Genomic DNA, 16,240 nt, shown 5'->3' with positions numbered 1-16,240 from the left:
TGAATTCCGCTCACCTTGAGCGCCTACAACGGTGACAACTGCTCCATCGGCCAGCGTGCCTGCACGCTGATCGCCAGGCTTTCGTGCTGCCCGGCCTGCAGGCGCTGGCAACCGGCATAAGCGATCATCGCGCCGTTGTCGGTGCAGAATTCAGGGCGCGCATAGAACACATCGCCCTTCATGTCGCCGAGCATTTTTTCCAGGGATGCGCGCAAGGCCTTGTTGGCACTGACGCCGCCTGCGATCACCAGGCGCTGCATGCCCGCCTGTTTCAGGGCGCGCTTGCACTTGATGGTCAAAGTCTCCACCACAGCCTGCTGGAACGCCAGCGCGATGTCGCAACGGGCTTGCTCACTGTCGTCCCCGGCGCTGACGCTGTGCTGCCAGGTATTCAAGGCAGAGGTCTTCAAACCGCTGAAGCTGAACATCAGCCCCGGGCGATCACACATCGGACGCGGGAAGGTATAGCGACCGGCGACGCCTTTTTCGGCCAGGCGCGCGATTTCCGGACCGCCGGGATAATTGAGGCCCATCATCTTCGCGGTCTTGTCGAACGCCTCACCGGCGGCATCGTCCAGCGACTCGCCCAATAGCGTGTATTGACCGATCCCATCGACCTGAACCAGCTGCGTATGGCCACCCGAAACCAACAAAGCGACGAACGGGAACTGCGGCGGTGTTTTTTCCAGCATCGGCGCCAGCAAATGGCCTTCCATATGGTGTACGCCGAGGGCCGGAATGTCCCAGGCAAATGCCAGCGCCTGGGCGCAAGAAGCCCCAACCAGCAGGGCTCCGACCAATCCGGGGCCGGCGGTGTAGGCGATCGCATCGATCTCGGTCGGCACGCAGCCGGCCTCGTCCAGCACCTGCCGAATCAACGGCAGCATGCGTTTGACGTGATCACGGCTGGCAAGCTCCGGCACCACGCCGCCATAGGCGCGATGCAAGTCGATCTGACTGAACAGCGCATCGGCCAAAAGCCCGCGTTCACTGTCGTAAAGTGCGACACCGGTTTCGTCGCAGGAGGTTTCAAGTCCCAGTACTAGCATGGGTTTGCGCCTTGTAGAGGCTGAATTCGAAGGCGCGCATAATAGTCGCCACTCCCCCTCCCGACTAGCGGTTTTCGATCAGAGGCTTTGCATTCCTGGCAATGAGGGGTTAACATCCGCAACCCTTAAAAACCGACGACCTCAGCCGCGAATTTTTTGCGACGAGAACGTTGATTCCCGGTAATGAAAGAAGGTAGCTCTGGATGCCAGCCGTCAAAGTAAAAGAGAACGAACCCTTCGACGTAGCTCTGCGTCGTTTCAAGCGCTCCTGCGAAAAAGCCGGTGTTCTGGCTGAAGTTCGTAGCCGCGAATTTTACGAGAAGCCAACTTCTGAGCGTAAGCGTAAAGCAGCAGCCGCTGTTAAGCGTCACGCCAAGAAAGTTCAGCGCGAGCAGCGCCGCGCCGTTCGTCTGTACTAATACACAGACGTTCGTAGCAAGCTTCTGCCAAGCCCGGCCCTAAGCCGGGCTGTTGGCATTTGCGGATATCGCTTGATGCTTCACCGTCGACGCCGCGCATGCGACCGAGACACTGCTTCACACGTCAGGACTGGCTCTTCTGCCAGCGGTGCGCGTCTCTTCTGACGAGTCTAACAAGGCTACTGACGAGCACACTTATTTCTTCAAGCAGACGATCGACTGTGTCGGCTGTGCCCATCGATGCGCTTCCGAGGCCCGCCATTGGCCAAGACCGGACGCCGGGGCAACATTTCTTCGCCGAACAGACTGAGTAGAAATTAACGTCAGTGGATGTTCGGCAGATACACTTCCTGACAGCCCAAGCAGACGATTGATGGTCGAGCCATACGATACGTGCGCTTGAGCACTTCACGGGCCCTCATTTCCACGCAGTGATGACGAGAACGCCATGGCCGGGCTGATTCCCCAGAGCTTTATTGACGACCTTCTGAACCGCACCGACATCGTCGATGTGGTCAGCTCGCGCCTGCAAATGAAGAAGGCGGGCAAGAACTACACCGCCTGCTGCCCGTTCCACAAGGAAAAGACCCCGTCGTTCAGCGTCAGCCCCGACAAGCAGTTCTACTACTGCTTCGGCTGCGGCGCGGGCGGCAACGCCCTCGGCTTTATCATGGACCACGACAACCTGGACTTCCCCCAGGCCGTCGAGGAACTGGCCAAAGCCGCCGGCATGGAGATCCCCCGCGAAGAAAGCGGCCGCCCGCACAAACCGCGGCAACCCACCGATTCGCCGCTGTACCCGCTGCTGACCGCCGCCGCCGACTTTTATCGCCAGGCGCTCAAGAGCCATCCGCAGCGCAAAGCCGCCGTCGACTACCTCAAGGGGCGCGGCCTCACCGGCGAAATCGCCCGCGACTTCGGCCTGGGCTTCGCCCCGCCGGGCTGGGACAACCTGTACAAACACCTGAGCAGCGACACCCTCCAGCAAAAAGCCATGATCGACGCCGGCCTGCTGGTGGAAAACGCCGAGACCGGCAAGCGCTACGACCGCTTCCGCGACCGCGTGATGTTCCCGATCCGCGACAGCCGTGGCCGGATCATCGCCTTCGGCGGCCGGGTGCTCGGGGACGACAAGCCCAAGTACCTCAACTCGCCGGAAACCGCAGTGTTTCACAAGGGCCAGGAACTCTACGGCCTGTTCGAAGCGCGCAAGAACAACCGCAACCTCGACGAAATCATCGTGGTTGAAGGCTATATGGACGTGATCGCCCTCGCCCAGCAAGGCCTGCGCAATGCCGTGGCGACCCTGGGCACCGCCACCAGCGAAGAACACTTGAAGCGCCTGTTCCGCGTAGTGCCCAGCGTGCTGTTCTGCTTCGACGGCGACCAGGCCGGCCGCAACGCTGCCTGGCGCGCCCTCGAAGCCACGCTGCCGTGCCTGCAGGACGGGCGCCGCGCACGCTTCTTGTTCCTGCCCGAAGGCGAAGACCCGGACACCCTGGTCCGCTCCGAAGGCACCGACGCCTTCCGCGCGCGCATCAACCAGCATGCGCAGCCGCTGGCGGACTATTTCTTCCAGCAACTGACCGAAGAAGCCGACCCGCGCTCCCTCGAAGGCAAGGCGCACATGGCCACCCTCGCGGCGCCGCTAATCGACAAAGTGCCGGGCGCGAACCTGCGCACCCTGATGCGTCAACGCCTGCTGGAAATCACCGGACTGAGCGGCGAAGCGGTCAGCCAGCTGGTCCACAGCGCACCGCAAGATGCGCCGCCGGCCTACGACCCAGGCATGGATTACGACGCCATGCCGGACTATTCCGACTTCCACCAACCGCAGGAGGCCTACACGCCCCAGCAGGAGTGGACACCGAAAAAGCCCGGCGCCGGCGGCAAGAAATGGGACAAGAAGCCCTGGAACAAAAACGGCAAGCGCGGTGACCGCGACGAGGCCTACGCCCCGCGCACCCCGGTGGCCGTAGAGGCGCCGACGCTGATTGCCCTGCGCACACTCATCCACCATCCGCAATTGGCGGGCAAGGTCGAGAGTGCCGAGCACTTTGCCAACGAGAGCAATACCTATGCCCAGGTACTGATCGCGCTGATCGAGGCGGTACAGAAAAATCCTAAGCTAAACTCCATTCAGCTGATGGCTCGCTGGCATGGCACCGAACAAGGGCGGTTGTTGAAAGCACTCGCGGAAAAGGAGTGGCTAATTGACGGCGATAACCTTGAACAACAGTTTTTAGACACCATTACTAGGTTATCCGCGGGTCAGCACACGCAGACCCTCGATGAACTCATCAAGAGAGCGAGGCAGCCGGGATTATCGGCTGAAGAGCAAATTCAGATAGCAAAACAGATGCGTGACCTCTTAAAACAGAATGTTTCCGCATCAAACCCGACCTCAGCTGGCGCGTGAGGTCATAGCTCGGGTATAATCCTCGGCTTGTTTTTTGCCCGCCAAGACCTTCAGTGGATAGGGTGTTATGTCCGGAAAAGCGCAACAGCAGTCTCGTATCAAAGAGTTGATCACCCTGGGTCGTGAGCAGAAGTATCTGACTTACGCAGAGGTCAACGATCACCTGCCTGAGGATATTTCAGATCCAGAGCAGGTGGAAGACATCATCCGCATGATCAACGACATGGGGATCCCCGTACACGAGAGTGCTCCGGATGCGGACGCCCTTATGTTGGCCGACGCCGATACCGACGAGGCAGCCGCTGAAGAAGCCGCTGCCGCGTTGGCCGCGGTGGAGACCGACATCGGTCGCACGACTGACCCTGTACGCATGTATATGCGTGAAATGGGTACCGTCGAGTTGCTGACACGCGAAGGCGAAATCGAAATCGCCAAGCGTATTGAAGAGGGTATCCGTGAAGTGATGGGCGCAATTGCGCACTTCCCTGGCACGGTTGACCACATTCTCTCCGAGTACACTCGCGTCACCACCGAAGGTGGCCGCCTGTCCGACGTCCTGAGCGGTTATATCGACCCGGACGACGGCATTGCGCCACCTGCTGCCGAAGTGCCGCCGCCTGTCGACCCGAAAGCCGTGAAAGCGGACGACGATGCCGAAGACGACGATGCCGAAGCCAGCACCGACGACGAAGATGAAGTCGAAAGCGGTCCAGACCCGATCATCGCTGCCCAGCGTTTCGGTGCGGTTTCCGATCAAATGGAAATCACCCGCAAGGCCCTGAAAAAGCACGGTCGCTCCAACAAGCTGGCAATTGCCGAGCTGGTGGCGCTGGCTGAGCTGTTCATGCCGATCAAGCTGGTGCCGAAGCAATTCGAAGGCCTGGTCGAGCGTGTTCGCAGCGCCCTTGAGCGTCTGCGCGCACAAGAGCGGGCGATCATGCAGCTCTGTGTGCGTGATGCGCGCATGCCGCGTACCGACTTCCTGCGCCAGTTCCCGGGCAACGAAGTTGACGAAAGCTGGACCGACGCTCTGGCCAAGGGCAAGGCGAAATACGCCGAAGCCATTGGTCGCCTGCAGCCCGATATCATTCGTTGCCAGCAGAAGCTGACCGCACTTCAGACCGAAACCGGTCTGACGATTGCCGAGATCAAGGACATCAACCGTCGCATGTCGATCGGTGAGGCCAAGGCCCGCCGCGCGAAGAAAGAGATGGTTGAAGCGAACTTGCGTCTGGTGATCTCCATTGCCAAGAAGTACACCAACCGTGGCCTGCAATTCCTCGATCTGATCCAGGAAGGCAACATCGGCTTGATGAAGGCGGTGGACAAGTTCGAATACCGTCGCGGCTACAAGTTCTCGACTTATGCCACCTGGTGGATCCGTCAGGCGATCACTCGCTCGATCGCCGACCAGGCCCGCACCATCCGTATTCCGGTGCACATGATCGAGACGATCAACAAGCTCAACCGTATTTCTCGGCAGATGTTGCAGGAAATGGGTCGCGAACCGACCCCGGAAGAGCTGGGCGAACGCATGGAAATGCCTGAGGATAAAATCCGCAAGGTATTGAAGATCGCTAAAGAGCCGATCTCCATGGAAACCCCGATCGGTGATGACGAAGACTCCCATCTGGGCGACTTCATCGAAGACTCGACCATGCAGTCGCCAATCGATGTAGCCACCGTTGAGAGCCTTAAAGAAGCGACCCGCGACGTACTGTCCGGCCTCACTGCCCGTGAAGCCAAGGTACTGCGCATGCGTTTCGGCATCGACATGAATACCGACCACACCCTTGAGGAAGTCGGTAAACAGTTTGACGTGACCCGCGAGCGGATCCGTCAGATCGAAGCCAAGGCGCTGCGCAAGTTGCGTCACCCGACGCGAAGCGAGCATCTGCGCTCCTTCCTCGACGAGTGATCCCAGAACCCCCGGCCCAGGCCGGGGGTTTTGCTTTCTACCGATTACTTTTTATAGATTCACCGCTGCGCCCTCCCTCCCCCGCAATGCCCGTCTACACTCGAAACATTCCCCGTGCCATAACGAGACCGTTATGCCCAGATTGCCGACCGTGCTTTTGCTGTCGCTGCTGACCTGGACCGCAACGGCTGGCGCCTTGACTCTCACGGAGGATGAGCGTGGCTGGTTGGCGGACCATCAGGAGCTGCGCCTGGGGGTGGATGCCTCCTGGCCGCCCTTCGAATACCGCGACGAGAACGGACGCTACCAAGGCTTGGCGGCGGATTACGTGCGCCTGATCCAAGACCGCCTGGGCGTCAGGATCAAGCTGATCGAGCCGGTGAACTGGAGCGCCGTCCTCGAACAGGCCCGCAACAACCAGCTCGACCTGCTGCCGGGCATCATGTCCACCCCCGAGCGCCAGGCCTACATGGCGTTCACGCGGCCTTACTTGGACTTCCCCATCGTCATCCTCGCCCATGAAGGCGGTGCGCAACCGCACAACCTGAAGGACCTCTATGGGTTGAAGATTGCCGTGGTGGAAAACTACGCGCCCCATGAATTGCTGCGCACCCACCACCCCGACCTCAACCTGGTGGCCTTGCCGAATGTCAGCTCGACCCTGCAGGCGCTGGCCACCGATGAAGTGGACGCAGTAGTCGGCGACCTGGCTTCGAGCGTATGGAGCCTGCGCCAACTCAAGCTCGACGGCTTGTACGTCAGCGGTGAAACGCCCTACCGCTACCAACTGGCGATGGGCGTGCCTCGTGAAAACAAAATGCTGGTAGGGATTCTGGACAAGGTCCTCGCTGACCTCAGCCCGGACGAAACGCAAGCGATCCAGCGACACTGGGTCGGCAGCCTCACCGATCACCGCACGTTCTGGACGGATCTGCTGACGTATGGCCTGCCCACGATACTGCTGCTGAGCAGCGTATTGGTCGTCGTGATTCGGATCAATCGTCGGCTCAGTTCGGAAATTTCCCGCCGCGTCGCCCTTGAGCAGGAACTGCGCAGCAGCGAATATCACTATCGAGGCCTGGTGGAGAGCTTGTCCGCCATTGCCTGGGAAGCCAGCATTAGCGATTTCACCTACAGTTACGTGTCGCCGCATGCCGAAGAACTGCTCGGTTACCCCCGCGCCCATTGGCTGATTCCAGGCTTCTGGCGCAGCATCATTCACCCCGCCGACCTGACGCGCACCGAAGCCTATTGCTACCGCGAAACCCGCGCCAACCGTGATCACAGCGTCGATTACCGGGTGATCACCGCCGACGGCCGTTGCCTGTGGGTACGCGATATTGTCAGCCTGATCGAACACGGCCATGAACCGGTGCTCCGTGGCTTGATGATCGACATCAGTGACGCCAAGCGCACGGAAGAGGCGCTGCAATTGTCCGAGCAAAAATTTGCCTCGGTGTTCCAACAGTGCCCAGACATTCTGGTGATCGCACGAATGTCCGACGGCTGCCTGCTGGAGGTCAACAAAGCGTTTGAGGACCAGGTGGGCCTGAAGGCCGAAGACGTGATCGGTAAAACCGCTACTTCGCTGAATATCTGGGGTATCCCGGGCATCGGCCCGGACCTGCTGCAACGGCTGCAGACCACCAGCATCCGCAACCTGGAAATGCGCTTTCTGCGCAGCAACGGCCAAGCCTTTACCGGGCTGATTTCCGCCGAACCGTTCCAACTCGACACGACCGAAGCCCTGGTAATTGTGGTGCGAGACATCACCCAGCTCAAGGAAACCCAGCAACAGTTGCAAACCTCCGAAGAGAAATTCGCCAAGGCCTTCCATGCCTCGCCCGACGGTTTGCTTTTGAGCCGTCAGAGCGATGGCCAACTGATCGAGGTCAACGAAGGGTTCAGCCGCATTACCGGCATCGCCAGCGTGAGTACCCTCGACCAGTCAACCCTGGACCTGGGCATCTGGGTCGACCTCAACGAACGCAAACACATGCTGGAGCTGCTGCAACGCGACGGGTTTGTCCGCGATTTCATCTGCCATATCCGCCGCAGCGACGGGCAGATCCGGCTGTGCGAGTTGTCCAGCCGTCCGCTGCCCATCGGCGATGACGACTGCATGCTGACCATCGCCCGGGACATTACCGAGCGCCAACAGATGCAGGAAAAACTGCAACAGGCCGCCACCGTCTTCGAAAGCACCGCCGAAGGCGTGTTGATCACCGACACCCGGCAAAACATCAGCGCCGTGAACCGCGCCTTCAGCGAGATCACCGGCTACAGCGAAGCCGAAGCCCTCGGCCACACCCCGCGCCTGCTCGCCTCCGGCCTGCATGACAGCGCATTCTATGCCGCGATGTGGCACCAGTTGACCACTCACGGGCATTGGCAGGGCGAGATCTCCAACCGTCGCAAGAGCGGCGAGGTCTACCCCAGTTGGCTGACCATCAGCGCCGTGCGCAACCGCGACCAGGCGATCACGCACTTCGTCGCGGTGTTTGCCGACATCTCCAGCCTCAAACACGCCCAGGCCCGCCTCGACTACCAAGCCCATCACGACCCGCTGACCGGCCTGCCCAACCGCACCCTGTTTGAAAACCGGCTACAGGCCGCGCTCAACAATCAACAGGAAAGCGGCCACCAGGGCGCCGTGCTGTTCCTCGACCTGGATCGCTTCAAACACATCAACGACAGCCTCGGCCACCCGATCGGCGACCTGCTGCTCCAGAACATCGCCGTGCGCCTCAAGGAGCAACTGCGCGACATCGACACCGTCGCCCGTCTGGGCGGCGACGAATTCATCATCCTCCTGCCCGGCCTGCAGCAAGCCAGCGACGCCCAGCACCTGGCCAATAAACTGCTGGCCTGCTTCACCCCGCCGTTCCAGGCGGGTGAGCACGAGTTTTTTATCAGCGCCAGCATCGGCACCAGCCTGTACCCCCAGGACGGCATGGACGTCGCCACCCTGGTCAAAAACGCCGACGCCGCGATGTACCGCTCCAAGGCCAAGGGCCGCAACCGCGTCGAAGGCTACACCCGCGACCTGACCGCCCAGGCCAAAGAACGCGTGGCGCTGGAACATGAACTGCGCCGGGCCATCGAACGCAATGAGCTGAGCCTGTATTACCAACCCAAACGGAGCCTGGAGACCCAGGAACTGATCGGCGCCGAAGCGCTGATCCGCTGGCACCACCCGACCTTCGGCGACGTGCCGCCCGAACACTTCATCGCCCTGGCCGAAGAGAACGGCATGATCCTGCAGATCGGCGATTGGGTCCTGGAGCAGGCCTGCCAACAAATGCACGCCTGGCAAACCGTGTTCGATCACTTCGGCCCGCTGTCCGTCAACCTCGCCGGCGCACAACTGCGCCAGCCCAACCTGCTGTCACGCATCGAACAGCTACTGCGCGATTACCGCCTCGAACCCGGCTGCCTGCAACTGGAGATCACCGAAAACTTCATCATGAGCCAGGCCGAAGAAGCGCTGGACGTGCTGCACCAACTCAAACGCCTGGGCGTACAACTGGCGATCGATGATTTCGGCACCGGCTATTCATCCCTCAGCTACCTCAAGCGCCTGCCCCTGGACTTCCTGAAAATCGACCAATCCTTCATCCGCGGCCTGCCCGACGACCCCCACGACGTGGCGATCGTGCGCGCCATCATTGCCCTGGGCCACAGCATGCAATTCACCATCATCGCCGAAGGCGTAGAGACCCCCGCACAACAAACCTTCCTCGCCGCCGAGGGCTGCGAACAGATGCAAGGCTACATCGTCAGCCTGCCCCTGCCCCCGGAGCTTTTTGCCGCGACGTTTCTTCGTATGAGGGTTCAGGATTTTTCGGATAGCACAGCGGAGAAACCATCGCTATAATCCGCGACCTGTTAAGGGCCTATAGCTCAGTTGGTCAGAGCAGAGGACTCATAATCCTTTGGTCCACGGTTCAAGTCCGTGTGGGCCCACCAATTCGAAAGCCGCGCATTGCGCGGCTTTTGTCGTTTTTTAAGATGCAAAATCTTCAGCCAGGAAATTTCATAAAGGCACTACCGTCCACAAAACGTCCACATCACCCTATCTGGAGATCCTGATAGGTGGGGTTCAACGCCCTCAATAGGAAAGCGTGTATCTCCATATAGTGCTCAACCTTTCCATTCCAATACCTGGAGCTGCAAGCCTAGCGGCGGTGGATGATCTGCACCAAGCGACTGGCCGGACTTGAACTTGGTGGTGGGGCAAAAACGCAACGCCACGGTGGGTGGGGATATGGAGGACAGGATTGAGGGGCTGCGTAAGAGCGTAGCGGGGGTCAGTCTGCAGATGCATGCACCAAAAAATCATGTCGGATCTGAGAGCGTGAACATCTTTCAGGTGGTGTGTGATCTGCTCGACTTGGAGCAACAGATGAACGCACAACTTTCGAGCCATACCCATGCAAACGGCTTACTGGGTCGTTCGTTTGCTTCGAATCGTCCAACAAATCTAACTGTTATCAGCGAAGGCCAACCAGCCCTTGCGTTCTCATCAGCCATAGAAAGACAAAGGGCGCCGATTGGCGCCCTTTCAGTCGTTTCAATTAATTAAGCGCACAGCTCCCGCAACGCGGCAGTGGCCAGAAAGCCTGATCGTGATGCGTAGCGATGATCCTTCTGTACTTTTTCATCAATCCGATTCAACAGATGCTCAGGCAGCGAGGCATTAAATCTCACCGATTTGCCCAGATACGGGGTCAAATCGAAGTCGACCACTGCCCACACGCCACCAGCGTAATCAGGATTATCCAAGTGAGCGTCTACTTCTTGCGCTTGAGGCAAGGCTTCGTCATCTGCGACGAGCCCTTCCAGGTGCAGCGCCAGTGCCTCGTGTACATTTTCAAGCGCTTCCGAGAAGGTGCTACCAGCGGAGAAGCATCCAGCCACGTCGGGTACGGTCACACTAAAATCAGAATCAGCGTCTTTATGTATTACGACTGGAAATTTCATTTATGTAATTCTCCCTTGAGAATTAAAGCGCTCGTCTCGCCGAACACTTGAGATTCAGTATCTGCAGGTTTGACGGTCTCCGTGAAGACCATCACTCGTCCAGTACCGCCTCACCGAGACCCATGCAGGCGCCTTCGATGGTCAAACCGGCCTCACTTTAGGCCGGCGGTTTTCAGTATGTTGTGTAGCGTTCCTTTAGCTATCTCAGACTTGGGGTGGGGAACCGTCACCCGGCCTTTTTTTGTTGGGTGTTTGAACTGGTGGTGACTTCCCTTTACCGCCACTTCAAACCACCCATCCGCCTCTATCAATTCAATCACATCTCGACTTCGCATCAGCCCATACCCACACCCTCATGTTGTGTATGGTACACACGACTGGCGTGGCGATCAAGAAAGAATACACACCATACACACTAAAGACCTTTGCGAGAGGTATAAGATTGCTGCACAAGAAAAAATGCGACGGAAAAGCACTTATCCCCCTCCCGCCGACGGGCTTTGCCTAGGTTTTTTGTGCAAGCCATCAAGGTGATGCAATCGGGGCTCCAGGCGAGGCCGGCCGTGGTTCTTCCCGGGGTAATGGCAATTGCACGATGTGAGAGGTTTTGCAAGGGAGTGCAATGGATGGCACCGAGGGCCGTCCACAAAGCGTCCACACCAACTGTAAATCTATTCGGCACATATGAAAAAAATGCCAAAAAACTCTATGTTTTATGGGGCTTCCCAATGGAGACAGGACTTTTACTCGGGCTCATAATCCTTTGATCCACGGTTCAAGTCCGTGTGGGCCCACCAACTCCAAAGCCGCGCATTGCGCGGCTTTTGTGTGTCTGTCGCTGCCGTTTTAGCCAGCGCCCTCGCCCTCAGGCTCACGTCGCAAACAACTGCCCAATATCCCGGAACGCTTTGAACTCCAACGCGTTACCGCAGGGGTCAAACAAAAACAGTGTCGCCTGCTCCCCCACTTGGCCTTTGAAGCGAATGTGCGGTTCCAGCACGAACGCGGTCTGCCGTGCCTGCAAGCGCGCCGCCAGGGCATGCCAGTCGTCCCAGCTCAATACCACGCCGAAATGCGGCACGGGGACGTCGTGGCCGTCGACTGCGTTGGTGTGCGCCGCAGCCTGGGAGGCTGTTTTGGGGTGTTCATGAATCACCAGTTGATGGCCGAAGAAGTTGAAGTCGACCCAGTGCTCGCTGGAGCGCCCCTCTTGCAGGCCGAACACGTCAGCGTAGAAATGCCGGGCAGCGGCCAGGTCGAATACCGGAATGGCCAAGTGAAAAGGTGCCAGTGTCATCAGGTCAAACCTCTGCGGGTCGTGGAGAGGCTCGAGTTTAGCCTTGCTGCTGGCGATGAAAAGACGATAGTTTTTGCGCCGAGCTCAAATAATTTCGATGAGTTGAGGCGCCCATGCTGCGTGAATTGAAGACCTTTATCGCGGTAACGCGCCACGGTACGTTCGCCGCGACGGGCATGCATATCGGGCTGACGCAATCGGCGGTCAGTGCGCAGATTCGTCAACTGGAGCAGGCGCTCGGGGTGCCGTTGTTCGACCGCACCGGGCGCCAGGCTACGCTGAATGCCGCAGGCGTTCGCGCCTTGCCGCTGGCCAAGGAGATTCTGGAGACGTTCAACCGCATGGCAGTGCCGGTGGATGCCAATGAATACCGGGGCGAGCTGAAAGTCGGGGCGATCGGCACTGCGCAGACCGGGTTGCTGCCCCAGGCCCTGGTCCGGTTACGTCAGGCCGCGCCGACCGTGGAATGCAAGTTGGTGCCCGGCGTGTCCCTGGAATTGCTGAGCCAGGTGGACGCCGGCGAGCTGGACTCGGCGATTATCATTCGACCGCCTTTTGACTTGCCTAAGGAGCTGCACGTACAGGTGCTGCGCAAGGAGCCTTTTGCGCTGATCGTGCCGCATGCACTGGCAGGCGATGACCCCTTGCAGTTGCTCGGCAGCCAGCCCCATGTGCGCTACGACCGGGCGTCGTTTGGCGGTCGATTGGTCAGCCGGTTTCTGCGCGAGCAGAAGCTCGAGGTGCAGGTGGCGCTAGAGTTGGATGAGCTGGAAGCCATCGTCAAGATGGTCGAGTGTGGCCTGGGGGTGTCGCTGATTCCTCAGGCGGGGCTGTGGCTCGAACGCTCGCCCCAGGTACGAATTATCCCGCTAGGCCATCTGACCTTTTACCGGGAGATCATCCTGCTCAGTCGCTACAACCACCGCAACCTGCCCGTGCCGCAACTGTTTGCCCGCTGTCTGTTGGCTGACGCAAGCCTGTAACATATGCCCCCTATCCGTCCGCACCGGAGCTGCCCTTGCCTGTCCTCGATGAAATCGACCGCCAACTGATCGCCGCATTGCAGATCAATGCCCGTGAAAGCGTCGCCATGCTGGCACGGCAACTCGGTATTGCGCGAACTACGGTGACGTCGCGCCTGGCTCGTCTGGAGAAAACCCAGGTGATTACCGGTTATGGCGTGCGCCTCGGCCAGCGTGTGGTGGATGGCGGGCTGCAGGCGTATGTCGGCATCACCGTGCAGGCGCGCTCGGGCAAGGACGTGCTGCGCAAGCTCAGCGCCATGGCCCAGGTTCAGCAACTGTGCGCGGTGAGCGGCGAGTTCGATTACGTGGCATGGCTGCGCACCGATTCGCCGGAACAGCTCGATCAATTGCTGGACCAGATCGGCAGCGTCGACGGCGTGGAAAAAACCACCACGTCGATCATCCTCAGCAACAAACTCGATCGAAGACAACCAATCTGACCGCCAACCTCGTCACTTTGACTGAAAACAATTCAATTCGACGACACTTTGCGTCTTATTAACGAACGCTACGCTCCCTAAACTGGCTGCCATCTTTTCCTATACTCAGCGGGCACGTCCCGCGAGCCGCTAGTAAGGTCAGCCATGAGCATTCCGTCCAGCAGCATCAGCAAGACCAATCGCCACCCCGCCGACGGTAAAAAACCGATCACCATCTTCGGCCCGGATTTCCCCTTTGCGTTTGATGACTGGATCGAACACCCCGCCGGCCTGGGCAGTATTCCGGCCGCCAACCACGGCGCCGAAGTGGCGATCGTCGGCGCCGGGATCGCCGGCCTGGTGGCCGCCTACGAACGGATGAAGCTGGGCCTCAAGCCCGTGGTGTACGAGGCCTCGAAGATGGGCGGCCGTTTGCGCTCCCAGGCGTTTGAAGGCGCCGAAGGGATCATCGCCGAGTTGGGCGGCATGCGTTTCCCGGTGTCGTCCACCGCGTTCTACCACTATGTCGACAAGCTCGGCCTGGACACCAAACCCTTCCCCAACCCGCTGACGCCGGCTTCCGGCAGCACGGTCATCGACCTGGAAGGCCAGACCCACTACGCACAAAAACTGTCCGACTTGCCTGCGCTGTTCCAGGAAGTGGCTGACGCGTGGGCCGACGCCCTGGAAGCCGGCTCGCAGTTCGGCGATATCCAGCAAGCCATTCGCGACCGCGATGTGCCGCGCCTCAAGGCGCTGTGGAACAAACTCGTGCCGCTGTGGGACGACCGCACCTTCTACGACTTCGTCGCCACCTCCAAGGCCTTTGCCAAGCTGTCCTTCCATCACCGCGAAGTGTTCGGCCAGGTCGGCTTCGGCACCGGTGGCTGGGATTCGGATTTCCCCAACTCCATGCTGGAAATCTTCCGCGTGGTGATGACCAACTGCGACGACCATCAACACTTGGTGGTCGGCGGCGTGGCGCAGGTGCCCATGGGTATCTGGCGCCATGTGCCGGAGCGCTGCGCCCACTGGCCGGCGGGCACCAGCCTGAGTTCGCTGCACAGCGGCGCGCCACGGGCCGGGGTCAAGCGCATTGCCCACGCGCCCGGCGGCCGTTTCGCCGTGACCGACAACTACGGCGATACCCGCGAATACGCCGCCGTGCTGACCACCTGCCAAAGCTGGCTGCTGACCACCCAGATCGAATGCGACGAAACCCTGTTCTCGCAAAAGATGTGGATGGCCCTGGACCGCACCCGCTACATGCAATCGTCGAAGACCTTCGTGATGGTCGACCGCCCGTTCTGGAAAGACAAAGACCCGCAAACCGGCCGCGACCTGATGAGCATGACCCTCACCGATCGCCTGACCCGTGGCACTTACCTGTTCGACAACGGCGACGACAAGCCGGGCGTGATCTGCCTGTCGTACTCGTGGATGAGCGATGCGCTGAAAATGCTCCCGCAGCCCATCGATAAACGCGTGAAGCTGGCCCTCGACGCACTGAACAAGATCTACCCGAAAGTCGACATCAAGGCGCGCATCATCGGCGACCCGATCACCGTGTCCTGGGAAGCCGACCCGCATTTCCTCGGGGCCTTCAAAGGTGCGTTGCCCGGTCACTATCGCTACAACCAGCGGATGTACGCGCACTTCATGCAGAAGGACATGCCCGCCGAGCAACGTGGGATTTTTATCGCCGGCGATGACGTATCCTGGACACCGGCCTGGGTCGAAGGCGCGGTGCAAACCTCATTGAACGCGGTGTGGGGCATCATGACCCACTTCGGCGGCCACACTCACCCAGAGAACCCGGGGCCGGGTGATGTGTTCGATGAAATCGGGCCAATTGCCCTGGCCGATTAAGGAGCCAAGCCATGCGTGTCGCCCTGTACCAATGCCCGCCGCTGCCGCTGGACGTGGCCGGCAACCTCAAGCGCCTGCATCGACTCGCGCATGAGGCGTCCGGCGCCGACCTGCTGGTGCTGCCGGAGATGTTCCTCACCGGCTACAACATCGGTGCCGAAGCTGTCGGCGCATTGGCCGAGGCGCAGGATGGCGAGTCGGCGCGAACGATTGCCGAACTGGCGCGAAGTGCCGGGCTGGCAATCCTGTACGGCTACCCGGAGCGCGCCGCGAACGGGCAGATCTATAACGCCGTGCAGTTGATCGATGCTCACGGCCAGCGCCTGTGCAACTACCGCAAGACGCACCTGTTCGGCGACCTTGATCATTCGATGTTCAGTGCCGGCGGCGATGATTTTCCGCTGGTGGAACTCAACGGCTGGAAACTGGGCGTGCTGATCTGTTACGACCTGGAGTTCCCGGAAAACACGCGGCGCCTGGCCCTGGCCGGCGCCGATCTGATCGTGGTGCCCACCGCGAATATGGTGCCGTTCGACTTTGTCGCCGACGTCACCGTGCGGGCGCGGGCTTTCGAGAACCGGTGCTACGTGGCCTACGCCAATTACTGCGGGCACGAAGGCGAGATTCAGTATTGCGGGCAAAGCAGCATCGCCGCGCCGGATGGGCAGCGAATCGCCCAGGCCGGCCTGGATGAAGCCTTGATCGTCGGCACGCTGGAACACCAATCGATTCTCGATGCCCGCGCCGCCAATGACTACCTGCAAGACCGCCGCCCCGAACTGTACGGCACGCTGCACAAGCCCTGATCTGGAGGGTTTGCTAGCATAGGCACTTCCCTCGTA

General features: G+C 60.0%; 12 protein-coding genes, 1 tRNA gene and 1 pseudogene. 10 read left to right on the top strand and 4 right to left on the bottom strand.

Going from position 1 to position 16,240, the window contains the following annotated elements; all coding sequences use genetic code 11:
* Window positions 1–23 precede the first annotated feature (23 nt).
* The gene (gene tsaD / locus INT12_RS14500) at window positions 24–1,049 is read right to left on the bottom strand and encodes a tRNA (adenosine(37)-N6)-threonylcarbamoyltransferase complex transferase subunit TsaD (protein ID WP_017847821.1); all 1,026 of its coding nucleotides are present in this window, start codon (window positions 1,047–1,049) and stop codon (window positions 24–26) included.
* Window positions 1,050–1,252: 203 nt separating this feature from the next.
* Between tsaD and rpsU the strand changes: the two genes are divergently transcribed.
* From rpsU to INT12_RS31990, 6 genes and pseudogenes are all read left to right on the top strand, one after another.
* Window positions 1,253–1,468: a 30S ribosomal protein S21 gene (gene rpsU, locus INT12_RS14495; RefSeq protein WP_002551877.1), complete on the top strand. Its 216-nt coding sequence runs from the start codon at window positions 1,253–1,255 to the stop codon at window positions 1,466–1,468.
* Between the two features lie 448 nt (window positions 1,469–1,916).
* The gene (gene dnaG / locus INT12_RS14490; protein ID WP_017847822.1) at window positions 1,917–3,887 is read left to right on the top strand and encodes a DNA primase; all 1,971 of its coding nucleotides are present in this window, start codon (window positions 1,917–1,919) and stop codon (window positions 3,885–3,887) included.
* Between the two features lie 67 nt (window positions 3,888–3,954).
* Entirely contained in the window at window positions 3,955–5,805 is a 1,851-nt protein-coding gene (gene rpoD, locus INT12_RS14485; protein ID WP_017847823.1) for an RNA polymerase sigma factor RpoD, read from the top strand.
* 133 nt (window positions 5,806–5,938) lie between these two features.
* Entirely contained in the window at window positions 5,939–9,682 is a 3,744-nt protein-coding gene (locus INT12_RS14480; RefSeq protein WP_193040958.1) for an EAL domain-containing protein, read from the top strand.
* A gap of 15 nt (window positions 9,683–9,697) precedes the next feature.
* Window positions 9,698–9,774 (top strand) — tRNA-Ile (locus tag INT12_RS14475).
* 197 nt (window positions 9,775–9,971) lie between these two features.
* Window positions 9,972–10,390, top strand: a pseudogene (locus tag INT12_RS31990) (hypothetical protein); the annotation flags it as partial.
* On the opposite strand, the gene INT12_RS14465 reads toward INT12_RS31990, so the two are convergent.
* From INT12_RS14465 to INT12_RS14455, 3 genes are all read right to left on the bottom strand, one after another.
* Window positions 10,387–10,788 (bottom strand): type II toxin-antitoxin system HicB family antitoxin, encoded by a 402-nt coding sequence (locus tag INT12_RS14465; RefSeq protein WP_082107708.1) that lies wholly within the window; start codon window positions 10,786–10,788, stop codon window positions 10,387–10,389. The pseudogene INT12_RS31990 and the gene INT12_RS14465 sit on opposite strands and share 4 nt — an antisense overlap.
* Window positions 10,789–10,940: 152 nt before the next feature.
* Complete coding sequence (locus tag INT12_RS14460; RefSeq protein ID WP_082107707.1) at window positions 10,941–11,123, bottom strand: type II toxin-antitoxin system HicA family toxin; 183 nt, start codon at window positions 11,121–11,123, stop codon at window positions 10,941–10,943.
* A gap of 536 nt (window positions 11,124–11,659) precedes the next feature.
* Entirely contained in the window at window positions 11,660–12,085 is a 426-nt protein-coding gene (locus INT12_RS14455) for a VOC family protein (RefSeq protein ID WP_102618128.1), read from the bottom strand.
* Between the two features lie 113 nt (window positions 12,086–12,198).
* Here INT12_RS14455 and INT12_RS14450 point away from each other — a divergent pair, with 113 nt between their 5' ends.
* From INT12_RS14450 to INT12_RS14435, 4 genes are all read left to right on the top strand, one after another.
* Entirely contained in the window at window positions 12,199–13,068 is an 870-nt protein-coding gene (locus INT12_RS14450) for a LysR family transcriptional regulator (protein WP_046489117.1), read from the top strand.
* Between the two features lie 35 nt (window positions 13,069–13,103).
* Complete coding sequence (locus INT12_RS14445) at window positions 13,104–13,550, top strand: Lrp/AsnC family transcriptional regulator (protein WP_017847827.1); 447 nt, start codon at window positions 13,104–13,106, stop codon at window positions 13,548–13,550.
* A gap of 165 nt (window positions 13,551–13,715) precedes the next feature.
* On the top strand, window positions 13,716–15,398 hold the full coding sequence (locus INT12_RS14440; protein ID WP_193058894.1) for a flavin monoamine oxidase family protein: 1,683 nt from the start codon (window positions 13,716–13,718) through the stop codon (window positions 15,396–15,398).
* Window positions 15,399–15,409: 11 nt separating this feature from the next.
* The gene (locus INT12_RS14435; RefSeq protein ID WP_193040957.1) at window positions 15,410–16,204 is read left to right on the top strand and encodes a carbon-nitrogen hydrolase family protein; all 795 of its coding nucleotides are present in this window, start codon (window positions 15,410–15,412) and stop codon (window positions 16,202–16,204) included.
* Window positions 16,205–16,240 lie beyond the last annotated feature (36 nt).

Source organism: Pseudomonas sp. K8 (assembly GCF_014889455.1).
GTDB lineage: Bacteria > Pseudomonadota > Gammaproteobacteria > Pseudomonadales > Pseudomonadaceae > Aquipseudomonas > Aquipseudomonas veronii.
The sequence above is the reverse complement of the archived record's forward strand: the minus strand, read 5'-3'. Positions and strand labels throughout refer to the sequence as shown.